Below are 26,407 nucleotides of genomic sequence, written 5' to 3'. Positions count from 1 at the left end.
ACAACCTCTTCCCCTCCACGCCGCTCTTCCGAACTCGCACCCCGCCCTGGCCCAGGACCCGGCGCGGGTTGTGACCTTGCTGAAGAGGGTGGGGTGTGGTGCGTCGCCGGCGACGCACTCCCCCGACGACAGTGGCGTCGTACCGCAGAAGCAGCCGCCCGCGGCCGAGGCAGTCGGGACGGTGAAGCGTCCGGCGGTACCCCGTGCGCGAGTGCCGAAGGGCGGCGCGGGTGCGGGCAGGGCGAAGAAGTCGGGGAAGGCGGCCAAGGCAGCGGGCAACGGCCTGCCCACCCTCCGCACTCTTGTCACCGGCCACCTCGCGGATCAGCACGAACCGCGCTCCGTGTCCGAGGTGACGGCTGCGCTCACCACTGCACACCCGGAGCGCACCTTGAGCGCCACGGTGGTGCGCAACACTCTCGAGAACCTCGTGGCGAAGGGGCAGGCAGAGCGTACGAAGCAAGGCAGCTCGGTCTACTACACCGCGCTCCGCCCGCGGCCCGCGGCCGAGGCACACCCGGACTCGGAGGCAGGGGACGCCCAGGACGCCTGAGTCCGGGTGCCGTGCCGGGCACCGGCATGGGATGCGGTGGGGGGTGGGTCGACGGAGTATGAGATCCGTAGATGCTGCACGCCCGCACCGGCGGAGGAAGGCAGGCACATTCCGTGGACGACATCGTCGATGGACCGGGGACGACGAACGTTTTCAGGATTGCCCCGGACGCCGCGCCGGCCACGGCGGAGGTGGAGGCCGCTCAGCGGGCTCTGGTTTCGGACGGAGTCTGTCTCCTGCCCCCGGCCACGGTGACGTCGTGGCTCCACGGCGCGGTGGGCGAGAACGAGAAGGACTGGGCGGACTTCTCCTCCCACTGGGAGGAGCTGTCCCCCGACAGGTACGCGGCCGAGAGCGGCACATGCCGGCTGCGTCGCTACGGCCAGTTCTCCCTCTCCACCGCCACCGGTGAGCTGAGCCTCCTGCCGCACATCCCATTCGTGCAGCCGGAGCACACCAACCCTCTCTACGAGCATGTGGACCGACATTTCGACCCGCTGTCCGGGGCTTTCGCGGCCGATCCCGTCCTGCACCGCCTACTGGGGCTGCTGGGTGCGTTCGCGGACGCCCTGGGCGAGAAGGACAGGTGGAACGTAAAGGTGCATCCCTTCCGCGTCGTCGCGACGTCCGGCGGCGAGGGCCGGCCCACCCCGGAGGGCCGGCACCGGGACGGCGTAACGCTCGTCTCCTCGCTCCTCGTCGGCCGGCGCAATGCCACCGGGGGCGAGAGCACCGTGCTCACCCCGGACGGGCAGGAGCTGGTGGCCACCACCCTGGAGGAGCCGGGCAGTCTGCTTCTCGGCGATGACCGCCGCACTCTCCACGCCGTCTCGCCGATCCGGCCGCTGGACCCGGCCAAGCCCGCATACCGGGACGTCCTGGTGGTCACCTGCACCGAGGGCTGACGCGGAACCCGGTTACCGGGTCTCGTGCCGGCGCACCGGCGGCTCCGGCGCGTGGGGGGACGTGCCCGCCGTCAGCCGGACCAAGTCGTCCACTACGCCGGTGAGATCCGCCGCGCGGATGGCCGAGGCACGCTGGAGCTGCGCACCGCATCCCCGCGCCGCCAGCCGCCTCAGGAACACCGTCACCACCTCCATGTCCCCGTACTCCTCCAGGACCGGCCGTACATGTTCGACCAGCCGCTCGGCCTGCACGGCGGCGGGAAGAATCTGGCCGGTCAGCGCGTCGCTGCCACTGCCGGACCAGCCGTCCCGAGCCGCACGCCAGTACGCCGCGCGCAGCAGTTCACCGGACGTGCGCGGACCCGGGTCACCGCGTTCAGCCCGTGCCGCCGCGGTCATTACCAAAGCCCTGACCAGGACCGCGAGTGCCACCGTGTCCTCCGGATCGCCAGGCACGTCCATGGCGCGGATCTCCACGGTGGGCAGACGCGGGTTCGGCCTGATGTCCCAGAACGGAATGTCCGCGTCCAGGAGGGCTTCGGACTCCTGCAAGTGGGCGGTGAGTTGCTCGTAGTGCTCCAGCGATTCGAAGTAGGGCGGCGGGCCCAGAGTGGGGAACCGGCCTCTGATGACGGAGCGCCAGCTCGCGTATCCCGTGTCCCGGCCTGCATGGAAAGGGGAGTTGGCGGTCATTGCCAGCAGCAGCGGGAGCCAGGGCCTGAGGTGGTTGCCGACCAGCACCGCGAGCTCCCGCTGCGGAAGGTACACGTGGGTATGCACCGCGCTGATGGCGAAGTCGTCCAGCATGCTCCTGAACTGCTCGACACCGGCCCGGTACCGCGGATGACCGCCGACCGGGATCGGACCGGCCCCTCCGAGGACCGGCGTACCGGAGGCGCACAGCCGCAGTCCCTCGGCCAGGGCCTCCGCCGAGACGCCCGCCCGTACCCGGAGCAACTGCGTGCGAAGGTCCGCGGACCCGGAGCACGGCGGTGTCTTGCCTTCGACCTGATAGTCGCAGAACTCGCCCGAGACGAGATCGCCGAGCACCGAGGACGCCCGCGCGGCGACCCGTGGGCCTGCGGGCTCCACCGCTCGGCTGCGGGGGTGCACAAGAAAGTACTCCTCCTCCACGCCCACCGTCGGAGCGCATACGTCGTCCGCGGGCCGGAAGAGTGCTGGGTCCTCGTAGTCCACCCTCTCAGAATCGGCTGTTCGCACCGGGCTGTCGCGGTGCGCAGCGCAAACGGGACGCCTTACGTCAACTGGTCCGGGGTCGTCACACCATTTGTCCCGGGGCGTCACACCATGACGTGCTTCACCTGCGTGTAGTCCAGCAGGCCGGCCGGGGACAGGTCGCTGCCATAGCCGGAGTGCTTGACTCCACCGTTCGGCATCTCGGAGACAGTGGTGCCATGGGTGTTCACCCATACGATCCTGGTGTGCAGCGCCCGGGTCGCCCGCATCGCCCGATCGTGGTCGGTGGTCCGTACGCTCGCGGCGAGGCGAACCGTACGTCGTTCGCCAGGCGCAGGGCCTGATGTCGTAGCGGTTGCCGGCGTTGAGCTTGGCGGCCATGCCTTCCATGGAGTCGAAGTTCGACTGGATGACCTTGACGCCGTACCGTCGAAGACGGCCGGGTCGACGAAGTCGGCCCAGTTGAAGTAGAACTGCGAGCGGTCGGTGCGCACACCCTCCCGGATCGCGTCGAAGACTTCGATGGGCAACGTCGTGTCCATGTCGTTGCCGTGGACGTGCCTGCGAAACCAGGCGGGGCCCTGTGGTGTCCGCAATTGGTGAGCCGACCGCGAGCACACTGTCCCGCCGGATGTGTCCGAGGCTCTACGCCCGGTCGGACCGTGTCGTCTCGGCGGCCTTCGCAGCCTCATCGGCCTCTGCCGCCTGCGGCACCTGCTCGGCCTGCTGCGCCTGCGCAGCCAGCCCGTCGAGAACCAGACCGAGACCCAGCTCGAAGCCGCGGTCGTCGAGCGCGGCGAGGCCGGTGCCGACGGCCGCCGCACCTGCGAGGGAGTCGGCGAGGGCCGGAAAGTCGGGGCGGTAGCCGTCCGGGGACCGGGCGAAACCGGCGGTAAAGGTCTCCAGGGCGGAACCGAGCACCAGGTAGTCGATCGCGGCGGCGACCTCGGCAGCCCTGGCCGGGGTGCAGCCGGCTCCGACGAGAGCGGCGAGCAGTGCGTCGTAACCGCGCAGGGCCTTGTCGGCTTCCACCCGGCGCCGGGCCACCAGCGCGATCGCGTTCGGGTGGCGCAGGTAGACCTGCCGGTAGCCGCGCGCGTAGGAGGCGATTCCGTCGCGCCATTCGGGACCCTCGAGCGGGCTGAGATCAATCTCTTCGTTGATCAGTTCCGAGGCCGCGTCGAGGACATCGTCCTTGGAGGCGACGTGGTGGTAGAGGGACGCTCCGCGCACCCCGAGGCGCTCGGCGAGTGTCCGCATCCTCAGGGCCTCCGGGCCCTCCTGGTCGAGCAGTTCGAGGGCCATGCGCGCGATGATCCCGCGGTTGAGCAGCGGTCGGTTCGGTCGGCCCATGCTGGTCATCCCCCTCTTTCGGACCGCCAGGTTACTCGGCGGCAGGGGGTTCACAAGCGGCCACCGGCGGAGCTATGGTCCCCGAAATCGCGATACCTAACATTGTTAGATTTAGGCTCCGGAGCGTGCCGGCCACGACGGCCCGCTCCCATCCCCAAGAGGTGCCCATGACCGAACCCTCCTCCGCCGGCCCTGCCACGGGCACCGCCGCTGACTCCGATGCCGCCCGCCTGAGCGATCTGGGCTACACACAGGAGCTCAGCCGGAGCCTGAGCGTTCTGGGGAACATCGCCGTCGGCTTCGCCGTCGTCTCCCCCGTGGTCGCCCTGTACGCGGTGTCCATGGTGGGCACGATGATCGCCGGACCTGCCTGGGTGTGGGCGTTGCCGATCGTCCTTCTCGGCCAGTGCCTGGTGGTGAACGTCTACGCCGAGCTGGCGTCGCAGTGGCCCCTGGCCGGTGGGCCCTACCAGTGGGGCAGGCGCCTGCTGGGTCCGTCCTTCGGCTGGATGAGCGGCTGGGTGTGGCAGTTCGCCGTCATGTTCGGCAACACCACCGTGGCGTATCTGGCCGCACCCTGGGTCTTCGCCCTCATAGGGGTCACACCCTCGCCGGGCGCCATGGTCGCCGTGGCCGCGGCCATCCTGCTGACCTGCATGCTGGTCAATGCCTACGGCATCAAGATGCTGAGCTGCTTCGTATCGCTGGGCATCGCCGCGGAAGCGGTCGCCTCGGTGTTCGTCGGCTGCGCACTGCTGCTTTTCTTCCGGGACCACGGCTTCTCGTTGTTCACCGAAACGCTCGGAGCCGAAGCACTGTCCGGAGGATCGACCTCGATGGCGTTCCTGGCCGTCCTCGCCGTCGCCGGCTGGGGCTTCATCGGGTTCGACGCCTGCGTGTCGACCGCCGAGGAGACCAAGAACGCGGGCCGCCAGGTGCCGCGGGCGATGTGGTGGGCGCTGCTCGGTGTCGGGCTTGTCGTGATCCTCAACGCCATGGCGGTCGCCCTGGCCCACCCCGCTCCGGCAGCGGTCGTCGCCGGAGAGGACCTCGACCCGGTGACCACCGCTGTGATCACCGCGTTCGGCTCCTGGTCCGACAAGCCCTTCGTCGCCGTGGTTCTCGTCGGCTTCCTCGCCTGCGCGATGGCTTCCCAGGGAGGCGCTGCCCGAGGGGTGTACTCGCTGGCACGCGACGGCGTGTTCCCGTTCTCCCGGCATGTCCGCAAGGTCAACCGGCGGCAGGCCCCGATCGGCGGGCTGATCGCCTCCACGGCGGTCAGCTGCGGCGGCCTCCTGCTCGGCCTGAACGCCACCGCCATCGGCAGCTTGATCGCCTTCGGCACCGCAGCCACCTTCCTGCCTTTCTTCCTCGTCAGCCTCGCCGCACTGATCGCCCGCCTCAGAGGAACCTGGGTCCCCTCCGGTCACATCCGGCTGGGTCGCAGGGGCACGTTTCTCAATGTGCTCGCGGTGCTCTGGACCGCCTTCGAGGTCGTCAACGTCTGTTGGCCGCGGGCCGTCCTCGCTCCGCCGGGCGCCCCCTGGTACCAGGTCTGGGCCGGACTTCTGGGCACAGGCGCGGTGATCGGCGTCGGCCTCGTCTACCTGTTGGCCAGGAAACCGCAGAACAAGCGGGCTGCCGCCCGGGCGGGCGACGAGCAGTGCGGTGAGCCCACAGCCGAGCGGTCCGGCGGGCAGACCGCCGAAGAGTCCGGCGTGCTCGCCGCCGAGCCCTCCTGAGGCCGGCCCTGCCCGACCCCAGCACATGCCCCCGGACGCGGTGGCGGACTCACAGCCATGCCGGCAACTCGCCGCCGAAGCGGGAGTTGCCGGCGTCCGGGACGACACGCCACACGCGCGCGACCGCCCGTCCTACCCGTCCCGTGGGAGGGCGTCAGGACAACTGACCGTCGTAGTCGGGCAGCTTGAACGTCTTCTCGGCATGACCGCCTGTCAGGTCACTGGCCTTGTTGCCGATGTTGGCGATGATCGTGTAGCCCTTGGCCTCGATCTCTGCCCGCTTGCCGGTCTTGTAGTCGCTGACCTCGTCGAAGAGGTCCGGCAGACTCCGCACGTGCAGACCGGAGACGGGGTAGCCGGCCTTCTCCAGGTTGTACTCGGTGAGCGAGTAGATGATGCCCGGCCGTGCGGTCACGAAGAACACGTCCACGCCGCGGGAGTCCGCGAAGCGGGCGAGATCGAGGACCGGCTTGACCGCAGGTGTGGGGAACTCCCAGAAGTAGTGGAAGTCCGTCTCGAGCGAGGTGTTGTCGATGTCGAGGACGATCGCCTGCTTCTCGCCGGAGGGGTTCGAGGTCCGCTGCTCGATGTAGGGCCTGGCGACGGCGACGACGGCCGCCACGTCACGCTGCCAGGTCCGGTAGTCGACACCAAGAGCCTGCGCGTCCGCGGTGCTCGCCTGCTGCGCGACCGGGACGGACTGGCCGGCAACCGCCTTGATGGGGTGGGGGGTTGAAGCGGCGGAGGCCGTGGCCGACGCCACGGTGGTCGCCATGGTGAAAGCCACCGCAGCGAGCGTGGAAGCCGCCCGGGTTCGCCATCTGAGTGCATGCATGGGGGGTACTCCTGAGTCCTTGAGCAGCTCGAAGAAGGCCCGTCCGTCACGGTCGGACGAAAGGGCGTTGACATGCTCGCGTTCAAGAATGGACGGAATGGAACGTTCCATCTACTGCTCGGTAGCATGATTTGTTACGGACAGCGCCGAGCACGCGACGCACTCGCTCCCGAGCCGGCGGCGCATCCGTCAGCAACCGGTCCCCCCGTCCCGGCACGGTCCCCCGGCGCGGTCCCCCGGCCTAAACTTCCGGCTGTGGAGCTCAGACATCTGGAGCACTTCGTGGCCGTCGCGGAGGAGCGCAACTTCACCCGGGCGGCTCATCGGCTGCACCTGGCTCAGTCCGGGTTGTCGTCCTCCGTGCGTGCACTGGAGCGCGACCTCGGTGCCGAGTTGTTCGTACGTACCGCCCGGGGGGCCGAACTCACCGCGGCCGGGCACGTGCTGCTGAAGGAGGCCAGGCGCACGCTTGAGTGCGCGGCAGCCGCACGGGAGGCGGTGGCGGCTGTCCGCGGTGTGCTGAGCGGCACGCTGACCGTCGGGACCGAGCAGTGCATGGGCGCGGTCGATCCACTGGGCATGATCGCCGACTTCAGCGCCCGGCACCCGTCCGTGGACATTCGTGTGGAGCAGTACGGATCCGGACTGCTGCTGGAGAGGCTGCGGCAGGGCAGCCTGGACCTGGCCTTCGTCGCCTGTACGGGAGTTCCCGCCGGAGTGTCCCTGCGGCCGCTGGCCCGCGAGCCCATGCTGTTGCTCTGCGCGGCCGATCACCCCCTGGCCGCGCGGCAGGAGCCGCTTCCCCTGGAGGATCTGGCGGGCGAGGTCTTCGTGGAGTTCAATCCGCACTGGGGGTCACGTCAGGCCGCCGATGCCGCCTTCGCCGCTCGCGGGGTGCGCCGCAGTATCGGCATGCAACTCGACGACGTCCACAAGCTGCTCGACATGGTCGGCCGCGGGGCGGGGTTGGCGCTCGTGCCCCGCTCCGTCACGGAGAAGGAGCAGGCTCTGGCCCTGCGCACGGTGGACCTCGTGGACGAGATCGGCTGGGAGGTGTCCGTGGCACGCGCCGAGAATGGTCGCCCCTCTGCCGCCACACAGGCACTGCTGGCGTCCGTGGAGACGGGGCGGCGGCCGGCAGTGCCCGATCGCGACTGATGATGACTGCCATCATCAGCTGATGTTGGACGGCGTCACCCGCGGCCCGGATGCTGAGGGAGTGACAACCATACGAACTCATTCCGACATGCCGGCCCGCCGCGTCGGCCGGATGCAGGTGGGCGCCGTCGGGCTGGGCGCCATGCTCCTGTCCGTGCGGGACCGGCCGGACGAACGGCAGGCGATCACCACTCTCCACACGGCGCTCGACGCCGGTATCACCCTGATCGACACAGCCGACGCCTACCACCTCGACGCCGGCGATCCAGGGCACAACGAAATCCTGATCGCCAAGGCGCTGGCCACCTACGGCGGGGATACGTCGGGCGTTCTGATCGCCACCAAGGGCGGCCACACCCGGCCCCCGGACGGCTCCTGGGCACTGGACGGATCTCCCGGTCACCTGCGCCGAGCCGTCGACCTGTCACTGCGGCGGCTCGGCGTGGAGGCCCTCGGCCTGTACCAGTTCCACCGTCCGGACCCGGGCACTCCGTACGTGGATTCGATCGGCGCACTCAAGGAGCTCTGCGACGCCGGCAAGATCCGGGCCGCCGGCATCTCCAACGCCGACCCTGCCCAGATCCGCCTGGCGCGCTCCATCCTGGGCGACCGGCTCGTCGCCGTACAGAACCAGTTCTCCCCCGCCTTCCGCACCAGCCTTCCCGAACTGCGGCTGTGCGAGGAACTGGGGCTGGCGTTCCTGCCCTGGAGCCCGCTCGGCGGCATCGGCCGGGCGGGTCGGCTGGAGAGCGAACACGCCGTCTTTCACGAGGTGGCGGTGGAACTCGGTGTCAGCGCACAGCGGGTCTGTCTGGCGTGGATGCTCGCCCTTTCCCCTTGTGTCATCCCGATTCCCGGTGTCCGCCGCCCGCAGAGTGTCCTGGACTCCGCGAGGGCCGCCACGTTGTCACTCTCCAGTGCCCAGCTCGCGCGCCTGAACGCGACGGGCTGACCACCCTGCGGCCCACGGCGGCGGGTCGGTACCCCCGCGCTTCCTGTTCAGCGGCGCGGATGGGCGCGGCGAGCCGGGGAAGGGAAGGTACGGACCGCCGCCGCCTCCTCGTCATCGTCGAGCGGGGGCAACGCGATCGTCCACGCCGGTTCGAGGAACAGTCCCTCATAGCCGGCGTCCGGTGTGGTGGCACCGGCCGGGCGCTCGCCGGAGACGTGACGGGACGGAGCAGTAGGCATACGGGGCCTTCCGAGAGTGAGGCGCGCGGGGCTGTCTCGCCGCCGGCGTATCCGTGTTTCCCCCCGCCCGCCGAGTGCCGGTTCAGTTCATGCGGCTGCAGTTCATGCTGCGGAGTTGGGTAAATACTACGGCCGTTCGAGATCGCCGAGTGGACCGCCGCACCTTCGGGTCCGCGTGTCGGTGGAACGGGCCCCCGACGGGCTCCCCCGGCGCGGCCTCAACCGGCTATCGACATCCTGCCCATGGCCTCGCGCGCCGCGTCCAGCGCCGCCCGCCGGTCGGCCGGGACCAGGCCGATGCGGGTGCGCCGGTCGAGAAGGTCCGACTCGTCCAGCGCCCCTTCGTGGCGTACGGCCCAGACGAGTTCGGCCCCCGTGACCGGATGACCGGGAACGACAGGGGCGCGCAGCGCAGGATCCGCGGTGCCCAGGGCGTACACGGCCGGTGCCTCGGTGCCGTACCGGTGGATCAGCCGGCCCGGGGCGTCGAGCCCGCCCAGCCGGCGTGGCGACGCCGCGCCGACAAGGGGGATCGTGGCTGTACGGCACTGCCCCGCGGCCAGGCCCCGTGCGGCCAGCGTGGCGTCCAGCGCGTCCTGAGCCATCCGCCGGTATGTGGTGAGCTTGCCGCCGACGACCGTGACAACGCCGTCCGGCGAGGTCAGTACCGCGTGTTTGCGGGAGATGTCCGCGGTGTGCCCCGGCCGCCCGGATCCGTCCGCCGGGCCGGTGTCCAGCAGGGGGCGAAGGCCGGCGAACGCGCCGATCACATCCGTGCGGTGGAGGGGGACGTCGAGGGCGGAGCCGAGGACGTCGAGCAGGAAGCCGATGTCCGTCTCGGGCACGTCCGGCACGTCCGGGACGTCTCCTTCGACGGGCTCGTCGGTCAGTCCGACGTAGACGCGGCCGTCTCCCTGCGGCAGGACGAGTACGAATCGGTTGGTGGCGCCGGGAATCGGGATGTGCATGCCCGCCGTCAAAACGCCGAGGTCTGCGGACCTGAGGACCAGGTGCGTGCCGCGTGACGGGCGCATGCGGATGTCCTGGACGAGGCCTCCTGCCCATACGCCCGCCGCGTTGATCACGGCGCGAGCCCGGATCCGCAGTTCCTGACCGGTCAGTTCGTCGCGTATCAGAGCGCCTGAGCCGCTGATCTCCAGGGCGCGGGCGCGGGTGAGGATCCGCGCGCCGTGGGCGGCGGCGGTCCGGGCGATGGCAGTGACCAGGCGGGCGTCGTCGCTCAGTTGTCCGTCCCACGACAGCAGCCCCCCGCGCAGGCCGGAAGGGCGAAGGCCCGGTGCCAGATGCCGGGTCTCCACCGCGGAGAGGGTACGAGGCGCGGGCAGAGTGGCGCGGGAGGTGCGGGCCGATGCGCGGAGCAGGTCGCCCGCCCTGAGTCCGGCCATCGCCAGGGCGGCTTGCCGGCGCCCGACCAGGGGGGTGAGCGGCAGAACGAAGGGCTGTGCACGTACCAGGTGCGGAGCGGTGCGTTCCATGAGTACGCCCCGCTCGACGGCGCTCTCGTACGCGACGTCGAGGTGGCCCGATGCGAGATAGCGCAGTCCGCCGTGAATCAGCTTCGAACTCCACCGCGAGGTGCCGAAGGCGAGGTCGTGCGCGTCGACGGCGGCGACGGACAGTCCGCGGGAGGCCGCGTCGAGCGCCGCACCGGCGCCGGTCGCACCGAGGCCGACGACCAGCACGTCGACCGTCGCCCCGTCGGCCAGTTCGGTCAGCTCGCGGGCGCGGCGCGCCGCGTTCAGGGAGGAGCCGGCGGGAGCACTGCTCGGCGGGCTGGGGCTCAAGGTGCTCATGGCGTAAGGGTCCTCTCCAGGATGGTCCGCAGTTCCCGCTGGAAGGCGGCGGCGGTGAGGTCGGGATCTCCCTCGTCAGTCATCGTGCGCAGCGAGAGTGTGAAGGCCTGCACGATGAGCAGCAGGGAGCGGCCCTGCCGAACGGGGTGCTCCACGCGGACCGAACCGTCCGCGTGGCCCTGCTCCAGGGCGGTGGTGATCAGCTCCAGCAGCGTGTCCTGGCTGGCCCCCCGACGGTCGAGCAGGTAGGGGAGCAACAGCTCGGGATCGACGTCGATGATCTTGTGGAACAGCGGGTGGGCGCGGAATGCCTCTGCCCCCGCCACCAGGCCGTCGACCAGGCGGACCCGGGTGGGGGCCGAGGGGTCGTGTTCGGGCAGTGCGCCCTGCGCGACGGCGATCCACTCGCGGGTCATCAGGTCACCGACGAGGGTCCGCACGTCCGGCCACCGGCGGTACAGCGTCATGCGGGAGACCCCGGCACGCCGGGCGACGTCGGTCAGGGTGGTCCGGCGGACTCCGACCGCCAGGACACAGTCGCGCGCCGCGTCGAGTACGGCGTTGCCGTCGGAATGGTTGTGACGAATGGGCGTCATCTGTCACAGTGTAATGCCAGTGGAGCCGCAGGACACGGCACCCCGCACAACCGGTGAGGAAACAACCAAGTGGACATGTTGTGGAGCGGCTGGGGCGACCCGGCCAAGGCGGCCCCGCTGCCCGATACGGTGATCGGCCTGCTGCGCGATCTCCTCGGCGTCAAACCCCGGAGCACCGAGCCGGTCGTACTCAACGAAATCTCCGTCCCCGAGCCCCCACTCGGGGACGGGCCCCACCAGGCGCTCGTCGAATGCCTCGGCGACGCGACGTACGTACGCACCGACGCGGAGACCCGTATCCGGCACACCCGCGGCAAGTCCACTCCGGACCTGCTGCGTATCCGCGCGGGCGAGGTCGACGACATCCCCGCCGCCGTGGTGCTGCCGGGCAGTCACGACGACGTACTCGCCGTCCTGCGCACCTGCGCCGGACACGGACTGGCCGTCGTTCCCTTCGGCGGCGGAACGTCCGTCGTCGGCGGCCTGGCCCCGGACCGTAACGGCTCCTTCATCGCGCTGGACCTGCGCCGCCTCGACGGACTGGTGTCCCTCGACGAGGTTTCCCGGACCGCCACCCTCCAGCCGGGCCTGCGCGCCCCCGAGGCCGAAGCCCTCCTCGCCGAGCGGGGTTTCACCCTGGGCCACTTCCCCCAGTCGTACGAGTGGGCCACCATCGGCGGCTTCGCGGCCGCCCGCTCCAGCGGCCAGGCCTCGGCCGGTTACGGCCGGTTCGACGAGATGGTGCTCGGCCTCACCGTCGCCACGCCGGAGGGCACCCTCGACGTGGGACGCGCCCCCCGCTCCGCCGCCGGCCCCGACCTGCGCCAGCTGGTACTGGGCTCCGAGGGCGCGTTCGGCGTCATCACCTCGGTGACCGTACGGATCCGCCCGCTCCCGGAGTCCAAGGTCTACGAGGGGTGGCGCTTCCCCACCTTCGAAGCCGGGGCTGCCGCCCTGCGCCGCCTCGCCCAGGACGGTCCGCGGCCGACCGTACTGCGGCTGTCGGACGAGACGGAGACCCTGATCGGACTGGCGCAGCCCGACGCCATCGGCGGCACGGACGGCACCCCCCACCAGGCCGGCTGCGTGGCTATCGCCGGATTCGAGGGCACTGCCGAAGACACCGCGAGCCGGCAGGCGCGGGCCCGGGCCGTACTCCGCGACTGCGGAGGCGAGTTGCTCGGCGAAAAGCCCGGTGAGCGCTGGGCGCACGGCCGCTACTCCGCGCCGTACCTGCGCGACTCGCTGCTCGACGCCGGCGCGTTCGCCGAGACACTTGAAACCGCCGCCTTCTGGTCGAACATCCCCGCGCTCTACGACTCCGTACGCCGGGCACTCACCACCACACTGGCCGAGGCGGGCACGCCGCCGCTGGTCATGTGCCACATCTCCCACGTCTACGAGACCGGCGCGTCCCTGTACTTCACCGTCGTCTCGGCGCAGGGCGAGGACCCGGTCGCCCACTGGGCCCCGGCCAAGCAGGCCGCCAACGACGCGATCATCGCCACGGGCGGCACCATCAGCCACCACCACGGCGTGGGAACGGACCACCGCGACTGGTACACCCAGGAGATCGGCCCCCTTGGCGTCGACATCCTCCAGGCCGTCAAGGCACGGCTCGACCCCACCGGGATACTCAACCCCGGCATCCTGCTCCCCACCCGCTGACCGGACACCCCCTGCCTTTCGGAGGCACATTTCATGCGACAGTTCACCGCCGTCGTCAACCCCACCGCAGGGGGGTCCACAGGGACGGCGGCCCTCCTCCCGCTGGCCCGCCTGCTGCGGGAAGCCGGCGCCCACCTCGAGACCGAGTACAGCCGCAGCCTGGAGCACGCGGGGGAAGTGGCGCGCAGAGCCGGCGCGGAGGGCCGCGTCGTGCTCGCCGTCGGCGGCGACGGGATCACCGGCTGCGTCGGCGGAGCGCTCAGCGGCACCGACGCCCTCTTCGGTCTCGTCCCGGCGGGCCGCGGCAACGACTTCGCCCGGGCGCTCGGCCTGCCGGCCGAGCCCTCCGCTCTGGCCGAACTGCTTCTGCACGGCACGCCGAAAAGGATTGACACCATCGAGGTCGAATCGGCCTTCCATCGCAGAACCGTCGTACTGGGCAGCGTGTACGCAGGTGTCGACGCGGTGGCCAACCGCCACGCCAACACCTCCCGTTGGCTGCGGGGCGCGGCCTCGTACTACGCGGGCGGCTTGCGAGCGGTGGCGACCTGGCGGGCCGTCGACTACCGGATCACCGTGGACGGCGTACTGCATGAACGGCGCGGCTACACGGTGGTGACGGCCAACTCCGGCTACTACGGCTTCGGCCGGCTCATCGCCCCGGGCGCGCGACTGGACGACGGGATGCTGGACGTCGTGGTGATCCGCGACGCACCCCGGCGGCTGTTCTTCGCCGTGATGAACGAACTGAAGACCGGCGTACACATCAACCGCCCCGAGGTGGAGATCCTGCACGGCAAGGAGATCCGCATCGAGTCGAACCGGGAAATCCCGTACGGCGCGGACGGTGAAGTGGACGCCGTTCTTCCCGTGACGGCACGGGTGCGGCCGGGCGCGCTGAACGTATTGTGCTGACAGCGTGAGCGGCCTGGCCGCCCCGGCTCCGGCAGTGATGTGCACCCGCCGGAGCCGGGGCGGTCACGGTTCCGTTGAGCGGTCACTCGAGGGAGACAGCTTCTAGGGTGTCGTACGTGAGAAGACACATAGAGTTCGAACGTCTGCACAACTTCCGCGACTTGGGCGGGTACCGCACCGAGGACGGGCGCACCGTGCGATGGGGCCGCCTCTACCGCTCTGATTCGCTCTCCAAGCTCGAGGGAGCCGACTGGGAGCGATTCCTCGCGCTTGGCGTGAGCACCGTGGTCGACCTGCGCTATCCGTGGGAGATAGAGGCGAAGGGCCGAGTGCCGGACAGCGAGGGACTCACGTACGTCAACCTCAGTGTGGAACACCGTCCCTACGACCAGGCAGAGATCGACCCTGACGTCGACCCCTGGCGTTTTCTCGCCGACCGCTACGCCGAGGTCGCGCTCGACGGAGCCGAAGAACTCCGGCTGGCCCTTGAGCTCATCGCCGTGCAGAGTGATCCGCTGGTCTTCCACTGTGCCTCGGGCAAGGACCGCACGGGCCTGCTGGCCGGGTTGGTCCTCTCACTCCTGGGAGTCGCCGAGGACGACATCATCGCGGACTTCGCACTCACCGGGCTGGCCACCGACCGACTGGTCGCCGACTGGAAGGCGGCCAATCCCCACCGGACTCTGAGATGGGCCGGCTACGGGCGGGCGCCGGCGGAGGTCATGCGACTCTTCCTGTCCGACCTGGCCGCCACCCACGGCTCCGTGCAGGAGTACGCCGTCAAGCACCTCGGCGTCGACGAGGATGTGACCGCACGGTTGCGTGCGCGGCTCCTCACCACCTGAGCGTTGTCCCGTAAACGACTTCCAGTTGGACGAGAGCATGGCCGACCGACTGGACCGCTCGACATGCGTGACGCCGGTCAGTGGAACTCGTGGACCACCCGTACGGAAGCTTGAGCGGGAGTGCTTGCGGGCTCCCGGCTGGTCAACCCGTCTCTGTGTTCGGGGCCCTCCTGGAGGGCGCGAGGTGGGCCGGCAACGGGCCCTCGGGCCGGGGGTGTCACAGGCCGAGGGAGATGGCCAGGCGTGTGAGTTCCGCCGTGTTGTTGATGTTGAGCTTGGCCTTGATGCGGCGGAGGTAGGCGTCGACCGTGTGCTTGGAGAGTCCCATGTGGCGGGCCGTCTGGAGGTAGGTGCGGCCTGCGGCGATGTGCCGCAGTGTCTCCTGCTCACGCGGGGCCAGCGCGGGTGCGGGGGTTTCGGCGTGCAGCGTGGGTGCCAGGCTCATGGGACTTCCTCCGACGGATCGGCTCGGTCATCACTGCTCACGCCCTCGGAAGCAGGGGACATATGCCCGAATGCGGCTGTTTTGTCCTCTTTGAAAAGCTTGCTCGGGCGACTTCACAGCGGTGTCCGCCGACTGTCACAGCCGCGTCACAGGGCACGTCCGCAGGCGCGCCACAGCGCGACCACGCAGAAGGGCCGTATGGCCGGTGGCCAGGTAGCGCGCTCAGCGCCCCCGCCAACGCCTTCAGCGAAGGGCGGCACCGCCTCCACCCGTCAGGGGCCCGCGGCCGACAAGGCGGGCAGGGCCCAGGCTGCCCACCTCTCGGTCCCATTCCACTTCGCGAGCCCGCACACCCCGGACGACGAGGCTCCGCGCCGACGGCCTTGAGCGACGAGCGGGGGGCGGCTCACCGCCACCTCATCGCCCCAAAAGGCCGTGCCGACGTGGGCACCCCCACCCAGCCGTGGTCCGCCGGCCCCACCACGACATCGGCCAAAGTGGCACCGCTTCAATGATCAAAGTGGCATCGGGTTAGCATATGAGCGCCGCCTAGCTCGAAAGATAAACCTGTGACTGTCAATGACGACTCGTTCACCAACTGGAAGAACCGCGAAGAGATCGCGGAGTCGATGATCCCGATCATCGGGAAGCTGCACCGGGAGCAGGACGTAACGGTCCTGCTGCACAGCCGCTCCTTGGTGAACAAGTCGGTGGTCAGCATCCTCAAGACCCACCGATTCGCCCGGCAGATCGCCGGTGAGGAACTCTCCGTCACCGAGACGCTGCCGTTCCTGCAGGCTCTCACCACGCTCGATCTCGGTCCTTCTCAGATCGACATCGGCATGCTCGCCGCGACGTACAAGACCGACGACCGCGGTCTCTCCGTCGAGGAGTTCACCGCAGAAGCCGTCGCCGGCGCCACGGGTGACAACAAGATCGAGCGCAGCGAGGGCCGCGACGTCGTCCTCTACGGCTTCGGCCGCATCGGCCGCCTCGTCGCCCGCCTGCTCATCGAGAAGGCCGGCTCCGGAAACGGCCTGCGGCTGCGTGCCATCGTCGTCCGCCAGGGCGGTGACCAGGACATCGTCAAGCGCGCCTCGCTGCTGCGCCGCGACTCCATCCACGGCCAGTTCCAGGGCACGATCACCGTCGACGAGGCGAACAGCACGATCATCGCCAACGGCAACGAGATCAAGGTGATCTACGCCGGCGACCCGTCGGAGGTCGACTACACGGCGTACGGCATCAAGGACGCCATTCTCATCGACAACACCGGCAAGTGGCGCGACCGCGCGGGTCTGTCGAAGCACCTGCGCCCAGGCATCGACAAGGTCGTCCTGACCGCGCCGGGCAAGGGGGACGTCCCCAACATCGTCCACGGCGTCAACCACGACACGATCAAGCCGGACGAGCAGGTACTGTCCTGCGCCTCCTGCACCACCAACGCGATCGTCCCGCCGCTGAAGGCGATGGCGGACGAGTACGGCGTCCTGCGCGGCCACGTGGAGACCGTCCACTCGTTCACCAACGACCAGAACCTGCTGGACAACTACCACTCGTCCGACCGCCGCGGCCGCTCTGCGCCGCTCAACATGGTCATCACCGAGACCGGTGCCGCCTCCGCCGTCGCCAAGGCGCTGCCCGACCTGAAGGCGCCCATCACCGGCAGCTCGATCCGCGTCCCGGTGCCGGACGTCTCGATCGCGATCCTCAGCCTGCGGCTCGGGCGCGAGACCAACCGCGAGGAGGTCCTCGACTACCTCCGCAACGTGTCGTTGACCTCCCCGCTCAAGCGTCAGATCGACTTCACCACCGCCCCCGACGCGGTCTCCAGCGACTTCATCGGCTCGCGCCACGCCTCCATCGTCGACGCCGGCGCCACCAAGGTCGACGGTGACAACGCGATCCTCTACCTCTGGTACGACAACGAGTTCGGTTACTCGTGCCAGGTCATCCGCGTCGTCCAGCACGTCTCCGGAGTGGAGTACCCCACCTATCCGGCGCCGGTGATCTGATCTCGGCGGACCGTCCGATCCGCTGTCCCGGCAGGCGGGTGGCAGTGGGGCGGCAACCGATGCGCCGGCAGGCGACCGGTTGCTCCCCCACCGCCACCCGCCCGGCCGGTCTCCGACAGCGAAGTGGACCGGCAGCGAAGTGGCCCGGCAGCACCCGGCCACCGCCGAGCTGTCCGCCCTGCTGCGGAGCCTGCTGCGGTGGGGGGAGCCGGGGGTCGGCAGAGCCGGCAAGTGCGTGAGGCGGCTACGCCGGACGGCTGCTCGTCGGTGTAGAGCAGCCAATCCCGGCCTCCTTCTTGTGTCGGGCGAGAACTTCTCGGCTTCCAGCCGCGCGGCCCCGGCGGGTAGGTGCCGGCGCGCGGACAGAGCACGTGCAGCAAGTTGAGCAGCGTGGTGATGGTGCCGACCGAGTCGCGTTGTTCCTGACGACTCCTCCTTACCGTGTCCGACGATGCCGGACCACCGCCCGTGATCACGGCGCCTTTGTCCCTCATTGTGATTGAGCAGGTACCACGGTGTGGTGACCCGCGCCGCCGGGCCCGAGGACGTGGACCCGCTCACCGTCCCGGCCGGGACATGGGTCGTCATCGAATACTCCGGGCCGTTCCCGCAGGCGCTCCAGTACCCGTGGCGGGACGTGTTCACGCAGTGGTTCCCGTCCAGTCCGTACGGAGCCGGACCGGGGCCCGAGATCCTGCGGACCCGGCCGGAGGCAGCTCCCGCACACGTCCCGGAGGACGCCGAGGCGATCGCGGCCCGGGAGCCGGCCCAAGGCGTCTCGATCAAGCAGGCCATGAAAAGCGGCCAGGGACACAGAGCTCAGAGCAACCCCGAGAAGCGATTCCCCCACCGGATAAATCCGGTGGTCCCCTCGCTAGCTTGAAGCAGGAGGTTTGCGGGGACCCTGGGGTGTCAGGCGCTGAGGGCGGGGAGGACCACGGCGTCGATGTACGAGGTGAGGAAGGTCTGCGTGGACGGCTGGTTGTCGATCACGCCCCGGACGACGAGGCCGCCGACCAGCATGTGCGGAACGTACTCCACCGCGGGATTGTCCTCGCGGATCTCGCCCCGCTCCACGGCCCGCCGCAGCATCCGGTCGAATCCGGTCATCTCCGGCTCGAACAGCAGCTCACGAAGGGCACGCAGCAGATCGGCGTTCTCGTGCACCGCCATGGCCAGGCCCCGCAGCAGCGAGGTGCCCTGCTCCATCCGGCAGTCGCCCTCACGCCTCACCATCTCGTGGAGGTCGCCCCGCAGGCTCCCGGTGTCGATCTCACCGATGTTCACCGGCTTCTGGTGCCTGAGCGCCTTGACGACCAGCTCCGCCTTGCTCCCCCAGTGGCGGTAGAGGGTGGCCTTGCTGAACCGGGTGCGGGATGCCACGGCGTCCATGGTCAGGGCGTCGTAGCCGACCTCGCGGAGTAGGGCGAGTACGGCCGCGTAGAGCTTGGCCTCGCGCTCGGGGGTGATCCGGCTGCGGCGCAGCTTCGCGGATTCCGCCATGACCTTCCACCTCTACTCGGAAACGGTTTCGTACAGCGATGAGACTGCCCCCTCTCCCCAGCGAAACGAAACCGTTTCGTACGCGCGAGCATCGCGCACGTGACCTCCACGGTCGGGCCGCCGAGCTGCTTCAACTCACTGAGCGCCTGGTGGGCGGAGGCCGGTTCGGTGAAGCGGAAGACGACGATGTTCTCGGTCCAGTCCATTGCCACTCTCAACTGCTCATAGGTCCAGCACACGGTGGGAACCCACGCCTGCGAGACATTATGTATCGAAGATGTTCGCGAGTCAAGCTGTCTCATAGATGCCGAGTGGCGTCGTCGGCGGCCCCGCGCCGCCGCAGATAGTCGCCTGGCTGCAGGCCGCGGAACCGAGGGCATACCCGCGGCCCGGGCCGCGGGACGCATGCTGCCCGGGCCGGTCCTGGACCTCGACGCGACGCTGGTCGCCTGCCACTCCGCGAAAGATCAGGCGCACCCACCTATAAGGGCGGCTTCGGCTACCACCCGATGCTGTGCTTCCTGGCCAACACCCGTGCAGCACTGTCCGGCCGGCTGCGGCCCGGCAAAGCCGACGCCAACACCGCCGCGGATCACATCACGGTGCTCGACCACGCACTCGCGCAGATCCCCGACGCCCACCGACACGGCACCGACATCCTCGTCCATACTGACGCTGCGGATCCGCGAAAGCCTTCCTCGCCCGCGTCCGCGCCCTGCGGAAACGAGGAATCCGTACCTTCTTCGCGGTCGGATACGCCATCACCGAGCCGGTCCGACGCGCTGTCCGGGCCATCTCTGACCGCCTCTGGCATCCCGCCGTGAACCAGGACGGGACGCTGCGTGAGGGAGCCGAGGTCGCCGAGCTGACCGGCATGGTCGACCTGGACGGCTATCCGGCCGGCACGCGCATCATCGTGCGCCACGAGCGGCCGCACCCCGGAGCCCAGCTATCCCTGTTCGGCCAGGACGAGGGCCTACGCCACCAGGTCTTCCGACGATCAACGACACCTCATCGCCCCAAAAGAAACGGCGAGGCTAGAGATTCGTGCCGGTGTTGCCCTCGTCGTTGGAAGAGGCTCGCCGCTTGGTCTCGCCCTTGGCGGAAGCGCCCTTCTCCTGCCCCTCCAACAGCTCCAGGAGCGCAGCGTCTGCCTTTCTCCGGTCCTCCTTCGTCAGTTCGAGAGGGGCGTTGTTGCAGACGGTGTACCGGTCGGGATGAATGATGTTGTTGGTCCTCAAGGTGAACGTCAGAAGCGAGCGCCACCCCTTGCGGTGGCCAACCCTCACTTGGATTCGGACCTTGTAGTCACCGGCCTTCGGAACCAACCCAGAAAACGGCGCCTCGAACTCGATGAAGAGTTGTTGCGCTTGTCTGCCGGCCACAACGAATCCGGTCGGCAACTCCGGTTCCTCGTCCGGCCCGGGTAGGAGACAAGATGATGAAGACGTCCACAGGAGTGGCAGATGAGAGGCGGCTTCCTCAGGGAAGGTCAGCCTGAGATCCTGCACGACTATCGGCTTGGCACCGGTGTTGTGAAGGACGAGCGGAAGCCGCAGGCGAACCTTCGAGCCGTGGACAATCGCTGCAAAGAAATGAGGCTCCCACGACTCCAGGCGCCCCTGTCGGGCGTTGAGCCACCAGAATGAGGCGACGGTAAAGACCAATGCACTGACCGACACAACGCTGGCGGCAGAAAGCGATGAGAACGCGTTCTGATCAGCAGCGGCCATCAGCGGAAGCACACATTCAGTGTGCCAGCCTCAGGGTGGGCACGCTAACAGGATTCGGTGATGAGGGGCCCTTGAGCGACCCGGCCTCTCGATGAGTGGCAGCTGGGCAAACCTGCATCCTCGCCGGTCGCCGGCCACCGCCACGGAAGCGATGGCGACACACATGCGCGTGGCGAGGTTACTCACGGTTCTCCCTTCGGCTCAGCGCATTCCGTCAGTGCAACGGGTGCTCAGGTCACTGATGCGATTTTGTGCAGTGACCGGCCCATTGGCACCCGCACCGGACTGCGAGCCGATCGGTTGGTGCCGACAGGTTCGGCCCTGCTGAAGCGGTCGGGGAACCACAGAGATGACAGGACTCCCGCAGCTCTGCATGGGTGCGAAGGACTGCCACCTTGATCGGCCCCGGCCGAACGGCGGATATCCAGCCACGCCGGGGACTCAACGACGCTAGGACCAGCCCCGCATAGCGGCATCCACGACGGCGTCCACGGTGTCGCGCCCCAGGCGGTTCCCGGCGAGAAAGCGCTCGAAGAACAGGGGGCCCGCGGTAGCCATGGCAAAGGTCTCGGGGGTGACGTCGGACCGGAGCTGGCCGCGCTCCACGGCCGCGGCAACAGCGGGACGCAGGGCATCGGCGATCTGGTTCAGCAGCGACTCCCGGAGGCGGCGCATGCCCTCGTCATGCCGTGAGCCGCCGAGGACCGCAGCAAGGACGGCACCTGCTTGCTCGTCGTCCCACCGCTCGGCAAGCACGCCCAGGCGGTGAACGAGCTCCGCTCGCGGATCGCCGCCCGAAGCGACCCGAAGCTCCTCAGGCATCGGAGGCAGAGGCGGCATGCCGGCTTCCAGCGCGGCCAGGCGGAGGTCGAGAGGGTTGGGCCAGTGCCGATAGACGGTGGCTCTGCCAACGCCGGCACGGCCGGCAACCGCTTGATGCGTTACGGCCTCCAGCCCGCCTTCCGTGAGCAACGCGGTGGCCGCCGAGACCATGGCGTCACGGCTGCGCAACAGACGCGGATCGGTTCTGTCTTCCACCTCTCCCGTTCCCCTCTGTGAGACACTGCGACTTACAGCTTACTATGGGACATTCTGTCTCATAGCGGGAACGGGGCAGCCTCGGAGAATCTGCACGACTCCTCCCGAGGCCCGTCAAAGGTACCCGGACACTTCCCCCTTTGATTCCTCGTGCATGGCAGCTGTCGCAGCAGGTGACTGCAATACGGCCTGCGCCCCTCTCAGACAGACCCGTTCGTTGATCACAGGTGAACGACAGGCGCGGCGTTCTCGTCCTGCTGCGGCAAGCCGCGGCGGTAGAGCAGGGCGGTCACGCCCAGGCCGATGACGAAGATGGCCGCCGACCACCAGTAGGCGGTGGAGTAGCCCTCGAGGCCGGCCTGGGCCAGGACGCCGGGGTCCTGGGGGTTGCGGCCGGAGAGGTAGTCGGTGACGGCTTCGGAGGCCATCGTGCTGAGCAGGGCGACGCCGATGGACCCGCCGACCTGCAGGACGGTGTTGACGGCGGCGGACGCGGCTCCGGCGTCGGCCGCGGCCACGCCGGAGGTAGCCAGGCTCATCGCGGGCGCCATGACCGCGCCCAGCCCGATGCCGACGAGCACCAGCTGTGGCACTACCTGCGTGACGTATCCGCTGTTCAGGTCCAACGCGGTCATCCAGACCAGGCCGGCGGCCGCAATGGCCATGCCCAGCGGTACCACCGGCTTGGGGCCTATGCGCGGCACCAGGACGTTGGCGGCCACGGCGGAGGCGGACGACGATGCCACGATCATGGGCAGGAAGGCGAAGCCGGTCTTCAGTGCGCTGTAACCGAGGCTCTGCTGCAGGTAGTAGGTCAGGAACAGGAACACGCCGAACATGCCCGCGCCGCTGATGAAGAGGGCGGCGAAGGAGGCGCCGCGGTTACGGTCCAGCAGGACCCGCAAGGGCAGCAGCGGATATGCCGCCCTGCTCTGCCACCAGACGAAGAGGCCCACCAGTACGGCGCCGGCCGCCAGCATGCCCCAGGTCGCCACCGAACCCCAGCCGTGCGTCTCGGCGTTCGAGAAACCGTAGACCAGGCAGAACAGGCCGGCGGAGACCAGCAGGGTGCCGGGGACGTCGAGCTTCGAGGACTTGTCCCGCGGGGTGCGGTGCAGCAGGGCTGCGCCACCGACGAACGCCACCACTGCGAAGACCACGTTGACGTACATGGTCCAGCGCCAGTCCAGGTACTCGGTCAGGACCCCGCCGAGGATCAGGCCGATGGCTCCACCCGCACCGGCGACCGAGCCTGCGACGGTGAAGGCCTTCGCCCGCTCGCGCGGATCGGTGAAGGTGGTCATCAGGAGCGACAGCGCGGACGGGGCCAGCAGGGCAGCGAACAGGCCCTGGATCCCGCGCGCGGCGACGAGCATGCCGAAACTGTTCGCCGCGCCTCCCAGCACGGAAGCGGCCGCGAAGCCGGTCAGACCTACCAGGAAGGTCACCTTCCGCCCGACCAGGTCTGCGACCCGGCCGCCGAGCAGCAGCAGGCTGCCGAAGGTCAGCGCGTAGGCGGTGACCACCCACTGCCGGTCGGCGTCCGAGAAGCCCAGGTCGCGCTGGGCGGACGGCAGAGCGATGTTCACGATGGTGCCGTCGAGGACTCCCACCAGTTGGGCGAGGGAAATGACCACCAGAATCCACCAGCGGCGCTGATGTGACGGGTCGACAGGCACATTCTTCGGTGTGTTCTCAGCGCCGCGAGCGGCGGCGACGGTGTTCTGTGGCATGGGGACAGCCCTCCAGGCAGCGGACGGGGGGTATGGCGGAAAGAGAAAGGGACAAAAGCGGGCGGAGAGATCAGGTACGGCTGTGGGACGGCGTGGCCGCCTCGGTGAACGGGCCGCGCGCGTGCTCCAGTTCAATGAGGCCGACGGCTTGCCGCTTGGGGACCGAGGCCAGGAACCAGTCCACGAACACGCGTATCTTGCGGTTCAGCGTCGGCACACGGCTGCCGTGGTAGAGGCGGTGGAACCACCCCACCGGACGACCCTTAAATCCGTCACAGCCACCTCGGTGAAATGGGCGCCGGTACTCAGAAGAGCACCGGCGCCCATCGCATTGCGCCTCTCACCTACCAGGTGGCGGCGGTGCCCTCAGGCATAGGCGACGGCGTCCTCGACGGGCACGCGGGGCAGCCGCGGGAACCACGGGTCGGCGCCGGGGTGACCGATGTTGACCACCAGATGCGAACGCCAGCTGGTACCGGCGAAGAACTCCTCGTCCACGCCGGCCCGGTTGAAGCCCGCCATGGGACCGGCCGCGAGCCCCGCTGCGCGCACCGCGAGGAGGAAGACCCCGGTCTGCAGTGCCGAGTTGTAGGCGGCAAGGCTCTCGCGCGTCTCGTTCTGGTCGGCGAACGCCGCTCGCAGCATGTCGCCGCGGGCCGGGAAGACTGTCGGCATCTGCTCGTGGAAGTCGACGTCGTACGCCAGGATCGCCACGGCCGGCGCACTGAGCGTCTTGGCCCTGTTGCCCTCGTCGAGATGCCGGACCAGTCGCTCCTTGCCCTCGCGGGTGCGCACGAAGAGCACACGCAGAGGCTGGCCGTTGGCGGCGCTCGGCGACCAGCGGGCGAGTTCCCAGATCATGGCGAGTTCGTCGTCGGCGACGGCCACCTCGGCAAAGGTGTTCGCGGTGCGGGCCTCGGTGAACAGCACCTTTCGTCCGGCGTCGTCAAGGGCATCGAGGGCCTGCGGTTCGCGGTCGGTCATGCTCATGGTTTCTCTCTTACTTCGGTCGTGCGGATGGTGTGGTGCCGGGGCGGGTTGACCGCCCCGGCACCACGCGGTGGGGACGGGGTTTGCGGAGCCGGGCGGGGTACAAGGACCCGGTGCTGTCACGTGGGTCTGTGGCCGCCTGGCCGTCATGTGTGGTGTGTTGACCGCCTGTTGCGCTCCGCGCCCAGGCGGGCGAAGTAGGCGATCAGGTCGGGGTTGTCGACCGCCGCGGGGTTCAGGACCTGGTCAGCGGGGGCGCCCTGGAGCAGGCGCTTGACGGGAACCTCGAGCTTCTTGCCGGTCTTCGTGTGCGGGAGGGCCGGCACGGCGAGGATCTCGTCGGGGACGTGGCGGGGTGAGGCGCCGACGCGGATCGCGTCGCGGATCCGGTCGCGCAGGAAGTCGTCCAGGCCGACCCCGTCGGCAAGGACCACGAAGAGCGGCATCCAGTAGCCGCCGTCGGGTTCCTCCGCGCCGATTACGAGGGCCTCGGTGATCTCGGGGAGGCGTTCGACGACGTCGTGGATGTCGGCACTGCCCAGGCGGACGCCGTTGCGGTTGAGGGTGGCGTCGGAGCGGCCGTGGACGATCACCGAGCCGTGCGAGGTGAAGGTGATCCAGTCGCCGTGCCGCCACACACCGGGGTAGGCGCCGAAGTAGGCGTCGCGGTAGCGGCTGCCGTCGGGGTCGTTCCAGAAGGACAGCGGCATGGACGGCATGGGCCGGGTGACGACCAGTTCGCCGACCTGGTCGAGGACAGGGGTGCCCATCGCGTCGTAGGCGGCCAGCGCCACGCCCAGGCCGGGGGCGGACAGCTCCCCCGCCCAGACGGGGGTCGTGGAGGCGCTGCCGGCGAAGCCGGAGACGATGTCCGTGCCGCCGCTGGTGGAGGCCAGCTGGACGTCTGCGCCCACGTGGTCGCGGACCCAGGGGTAGGCGGAGGCGGGGAGAGCGGAGCCGGTGCAGCCGACGACGCGGATGGCCGACAGGTCGTGCACGGAGGGTTCGATGCCCAGCTTGGCCATGGCCAGCAGGTACTGAGGACTGGTGCCGAAGACGGTGACCTTGTGACGGGCCGCCAGCTCCCACAGGACGTCCGGACGCGCCTGCGGTGCCGGGCTGCCGTCGTAGGTGCAGGTGGTGGCACCGGTCAGCAGGGTGGAGACGACCAGGTTCCACATCATCCAGTGGGTGGTGGTGTACCACAGCAGGCGGTCCCCAGTGCCCAGATCGGTGTGCAGGCCGAGCATCTTGAGGTGTTCGAGCAGGACCCCGCCGTGCCCGTGGACGATGCCCTTGGGCAGTCCGGTGGTGCCTGAGGAGAAGACGACCCACAGAGGGTGGTCGAACGGCACCGGGGCGATGGTGAGGTACTCGACGCGGGTGGCCGCGTCCTCCCAGGGAACCGTCAGCCCCGAGTCCCCGCCCTCGGGCCAGGCAAGGCCCACGTGCTCCACGAGCACCGTGGCCTCCAGCGTCGGCAGGGCGGCGGCGAGTTCGAGCGAGGCGGCACGGCGGTCGTGTGTGGTGCCGTTGAAGAGGTAGCCGTCCGCGGTGATCAGCACCGTGGGTTCGAGCTGGGCGAAGCGGTCGGCGGCGGCCTTGGGTGCGTAGTCCTGGCCGCACACCGACCACACCGCGCCCAGGCTGGCGGTGGCGAGGAAGGCGATGATGGCGTGGGGGGTGTTGGGCAGATAGCCCACCACCCGGTCGCCCTGTCCGACGCCCAGGTCGCGCAGGGTGGCGGCGACGGAGGCGACCCGGGAGCGCAGCTCCCGGCCCGTGATCTCATAGCCGGCTCCGGTCTCGTCCAGGGCGGTGATCGCGGGAGCGTCCGGCTGCAGGTTGCGCAGCGCGTGATGGACGTAGTTGAGGGTGGCGCCGGGGAACCAGCGGGCGCCGGGCATGGTCTCCTCGGCCAGCACCCGCTCGTACTCAGTCGTCGCGTCGATGTCGAAGTACTCCCACACCGCGGCCCAGAACCCTTCCAGGTCGGTGACGGACCACTGGTACAGGGCTCGGTAGTCTGTGGGGTCCTGGATCCCTTCGGCGCCCCGGTGCCGGGCCGCCCATCGGGCGAAGTCCGCGATGCGGCTGTGGGCGGCCGACTTCGGGTCGGGAGTGAAGAAGGGTTCCGGGTACGGCGCGAGGTGCGGGCTCGTCATGGTGTGGGGTTCC

Annotated in this window: 25 protein-coding genes and 2 pseudogenes; 11 read left to right on the top strand and 16 right to left on the bottom strand. The window is 69.4% G+C overall.

All coding sequences use genetic code 11. From position 1 onward, the window contains the following. Positions 1 to 553 (top strand): BlaI/MecI/CopY family transcriptional regulator (locus tag AB0M62_RS29870; protein ID WP_366077440.1); only part of this gene is annotated, 553 nt, incomplete at its 5' end. Positions 554 to 666: 113 nt separating this feature from the next. Then, positions 667 to 1,458, top strand: coding sequence for a 2OG-Fe dioxygenase family protein (locus tag AB0M62_RS29865; protein ID WP_366077439.1), 792 nt, complete (start codon positions 667 to 669; stop codon positions 1,456 to 1,458). Between the two features lie 12 nt (positions 1,459 to 1,470). Here the strand turns inward: AB0M62_RS29865 and AB0M62_RS29860 are convergent, their stop codons facing one another. The 3 genes and pseudogenes from AB0M62_RS29860 to AB0M62_RS29850 all read right to left on the bottom strand — a co-directional run bounded on the left by AB0M62_RS29860 (position 1,471) and on the right by AB0M62_RS29850 (position 4,008). Beyond that, positions 1,471 to 2,655 (bottom strand): glutamate--cysteine ligase, encoded by a 1,185-nt coding sequence (locus tag AB0M62_RS29860; RefSeq protein ID WP_366077438.1) that lies wholly within the window; start codon positions 2,653 to 2,655, stop codon positions 1,471 to 1,473. A gap of 104 nt (positions 2,656 to 2,759) precedes the next feature. Beyond that, positions 2,760 to 2,963: pseudogene (locus AB0M62_RS29855) on the bottom strand (aldehyde dehydrogenase family protein); the annotation flags it as partial. Between the two features lie 337 nt (positions 2,964 to 3,300). Then, positions 3,301 to 4,008 (bottom strand): TetR/AcrR family transcriptional regulator C-terminal domain-containing protein, encoded by a 708-nt coding sequence (locus tag AB0M62_RS29850; protein WP_366077437.1) that lies wholly within the window; start codon positions 4,006 to 4,008, stop codon positions 3,301 to 3,303. 167 nt (positions 4,009 to 4,175) lie between these two features. Between AB0M62_RS29850 and AB0M62_RS29845 the strand changes: the two genes are divergently transcribed. Then, positions 4,176 to 5,750, top strand: coding sequence for an APC family permease (locus tag AB0M62_RS29845; protein WP_366077436.1), 1,575 nt, complete (start codon positions 4,176 to 4,178; stop codon positions 5,748 to 5,750). Positions 5,751 to 5,904: 154 nt separating this feature from the next. On the opposite strand, the gene AB0M62_RS29840 is transcribed toward AB0M62_RS29845, so the two are convergent. Continuing rightward, a complete protein-coding gene (locus AB0M62_RS29840) occupies positions 5,905 to 6,585 on the bottom strand; it encodes an HAD family acid phosphatase (RefSeq protein WP_366077435.1) in 681 nt (226 codons plus the stop codon). Between the two features lie 255 nt (positions 6,586 to 6,840). Between AB0M62_RS29840 and AB0M62_RS29835 the strand changes: the two genes are divergently transcribed. Together AB0M62_RS29835 and AB0M62_RS29830 are read left to right on the top strand one after the other, a co-directional pair. Next, positions 6,841 to 7,743, top strand: coding sequence for a LysR family transcriptional regulator (locus AB0M62_RS29835; protein WP_366077434.1), 903 nt, complete (start codon positions 6,841 to 6,843; stop codon positions 7,741 to 7,743). Between the two features lie 88 nt (positions 7,744 to 7,831). Next, positions 7,832 to 8,695 (top strand): aldo/keto reductase, encoded by an 864-nt coding sequence (locus AB0M62_RS29830; RefSeq protein WP_366077441.1) that lies wholly within the window; start codon positions 7,832 to 7,834, stop codon positions 8,693 to 8,695. A gap of 47 nt (positions 8,696 to 8,742) precedes the next feature. On the opposite strand, the gene AB0M62_RS29825 is transcribed toward AB0M62_RS29830, so the two are convergent. The 3 genes from AB0M62_RS29825 to AB0M62_RS29815 form a co-directional block, all read right to left on the bottom strand. Beyond that, positions 8,743 to 8,934, bottom strand: a complete 192-nt coding sequence (locus AB0M62_RS29825; protein ID WP_366077433.1) for a hypothetical protein — start codon at positions 8,932 to 8,934, stop codon at positions 8,743 to 8,745. Between the two features lie 218 nt (positions 8,935 to 9,152). Further along, the gene (locus AB0M62_RS29820; RefSeq protein WP_366077431.1) at positions 9,153 to 10,748 is read right to left on the bottom strand and encodes a glycerol-3-phosphate dehydrogenase/oxidase; all 1,596 of its coding nucleotides are present in this window, start codon (positions 10,746 to 10,748) and stop codon (positions 9,153 to 9,155) included. Continuing rightward, on the bottom strand, positions 10,745 to 11,344 hold the full coding sequence (locus AB0M62_RS29815) for a TetR/AcrR family transcriptional regulator (protein ID WP_366077430.1): 600 nt from the start codon (positions 11,342 to 11,344) through the stop codon (positions 10,745 to 10,747). Before AB0M62_RS29815 ends, AB0M62_RS29820 begins: the two co-directional genes overlap by 4 nt. 69 nt (positions 11,345 to 11,413) lie before the next feature. On the opposite strand from AB0M62_RS29815, the gene AB0M62_RS29810 reads away from it, so the two are divergent. From AB0M62_RS29810 to AB0M62_RS29800, 3 genes are all read left to right on the top strand, one after another. Then, on the top strand, positions 11,414 to 13,012 hold the full coding sequence (locus AB0M62_RS29810; RefSeq protein ID WP_366077429.1) for an FAD-binding oxidoreductase: 1,599 nt from the start codon (positions 11,414 to 11,416) through the stop codon (positions 13,010 to 13,012). 33 nt (positions 13,013 to 13,045) lie between these two features. Further along, a complete protein-coding gene (locus AB0M62_RS29805; RefSeq protein ID WP_366077428.1) occupies positions 13,046 to 13,927 on the top strand; it encodes a diacylglycerol kinase family protein in 882 nt (293 codons plus the stop codon). Positions 13,928 to 14,043: 116 nt separating this feature from the next. Continuing rightward, a complete protein-coding gene (locus AB0M62_RS29800) occupies positions 14,044 to 14,772 on the top strand; it encodes a tyrosine-protein phosphatase (protein ID WP_366077427.1) in 729 nt (242 codons plus the stop codon). A gap of 217 nt (positions 14,773 to 14,989) precedes the next feature. Here the strand turns inward: AB0M62_RS29800 and AB0M62_RS29795 are convergent, their stop codons facing one another. Beyond that, on the bottom strand, positions 14,990 to 15,217 hold the full coding sequence (locus AB0M62_RS29795) for a helix-turn-helix transcriptional regulator (protein WP_366077426.1): 228 nt from the start codon (positions 15,215 to 15,217) through the stop codon (positions 14,990 to 14,992). A 569-nt stretch (positions 15,218 to 15,786) separates the two neighbouring features. Between AB0M62_RS29795 and AB0M62_RS29790 the strand changes: the two genes are divergently transcribed. Both AB0M62_RS29790 and AB0M62_RS29785 read left to right on the top strand, forming a co-directional pair. After that, positions 15,787 to 17,232, top strand: coding sequence for a glyceraldehyde-3-phosphate dehydrogenase (locus AB0M62_RS29790; protein WP_366077425.1), 1,446 nt, complete (start codon positions 15,787 to 15,789; stop codon positions 17,230 to 17,232). A 508-nt stretch (positions 17,233 to 17,740) separates the two neighbouring features. Further along, positions 17,741 to 17,938 (top strand): annotated as a pseudogene (locus AB0M62_RS29785) (GyrI-like domain-containing protein); the annotation flags it as partial. 206 nt (positions 17,939 to 18,144) lie between these two features. On the opposite strand, the gene AB0M62_RS29780 reads toward AB0M62_RS29785, so the two are convergent. Next, a complete protein-coding gene (locus AB0M62_RS29780; RefSeq protein ID WP_366077424.1) occupies positions 18,145 to 18,735 on the bottom strand; it encodes a TetR/AcrR family transcriptional regulator in 591 nt (196 codons plus the stop codon). A gap of 99 nt (positions 18,736 to 18,834) precedes the next feature. On the opposite strand from AB0M62_RS29780, the gene AB0M62_RS29775 reads away from it, so the two are divergent. Continuing rightward, complete coding sequence (locus AB0M62_RS29775) at positions 18,835 to 18,963, top strand: hypothetical protein (protein ID WP_366077423.1); 129 nt, start codon at positions 18,835 to 18,837, stop codon at positions 18,961 to 18,963. Between the two features lie 239 nt (positions 18,964 to 19,202). On the opposite strand, the gene AB0M62_RS29770 is transcribed toward AB0M62_RS29775, so the two are convergent. The 7 genes from AB0M62_RS29770 to AB0M62_RS29740 form a co-directional block, all read right to left on the bottom strand. Continuing rightward, positions 19,203 to 19,403 (bottom strand): hypothetical protein, encoded by a 201-nt coding sequence (locus tag AB0M62_RS29770; RefSeq protein ID WP_366077422.1) that lies wholly within the window; start codon positions 19,401 to 19,403, stop codon positions 19,203 to 19,205. 369 nt (positions 19,404 to 19,772) lie between these two features. Then, positions 19,773 to 20,480, bottom strand: coding sequence for a hypothetical protein (locus tag AB0M62_RS29765; RefSeq protein ID WP_366077421.1), 708 nt, complete (start codon positions 20,478 to 20,480; stop codon positions 19,773 to 19,775). 438 nt (positions 20,481 to 20,918) lie between these two features. Then, on the bottom strand, positions 20,919 to 21,506 hold the full coding sequence (locus AB0M62_RS29760; RefSeq protein ID WP_366077420.1) for a TetR/AcrR family transcriptional regulator: 588 nt from the start codon (positions 21,504 to 21,506) through the stop codon (positions 20,919 to 20,921). Positions 21,507 to 21,727: 221 nt separating this feature from the next. Further along, positions 21,728 to 23,239 carry an MFS transporter gene (locus tag AB0M62_RS29755; RefSeq protein ID WP_366077419.1) on the bottom strand — a complete coding sequence of 504 codons (1,512 nt, stop codon included), beginning with the start codon at positions 23,237 to 23,239 and terminating at the stop codon, positions 21,728 to 21,730. Positions 23,240 to 23,309: 70 nt separating this feature from the next. Next, complete coding sequence (locus AB0M62_RS29750; protein ID WP_366077418.1) at positions 23,310 to 23,492, bottom strand: hypothetical protein; 183 nt, start codon at positions 23,490 to 23,492, stop codon at positions 23,310 to 23,312. 113 nt (positions 23,493 to 23,605) lie between these two features. Then, positions 23,606 to 24,229: a malonic semialdehyde reductase gene (locus AB0M62_RS29745; RefSeq protein WP_366077417.1), complete on the bottom strand. Its 624-nt coding sequence runs from the start codon at positions 24,227 to 24,229 to the stop codon at positions 23,606 to 23,608. 146 nt (positions 24,230 to 24,375) lie between these two features. Continuing rightward, positions 24,376 to 26,394, bottom strand: a complete 2,019-nt coding sequence (locus tag AB0M62_RS29740) for an acetoacetate--CoA ligase (protein WP_366077416.1) — start codon at positions 26,392 to 26,394, stop codon at positions 24,376 to 24,378. Positions 26,395 to 26,407: the final 13 nt, after the last annotated feature.

The organism is Streptomyces sp. NPDC051219 (assembly GCF_040682335.1).
Classification (GTDB): Bacteria; Actinomycetota; Actinomycetes; order Streptomycetales; family Streptomycetaceae; genus Streptomyces.
Note: the sequence above shows the minus strand (reverse complement) of the source record. Positions and strands in the feature narration are given on the sequence as shown.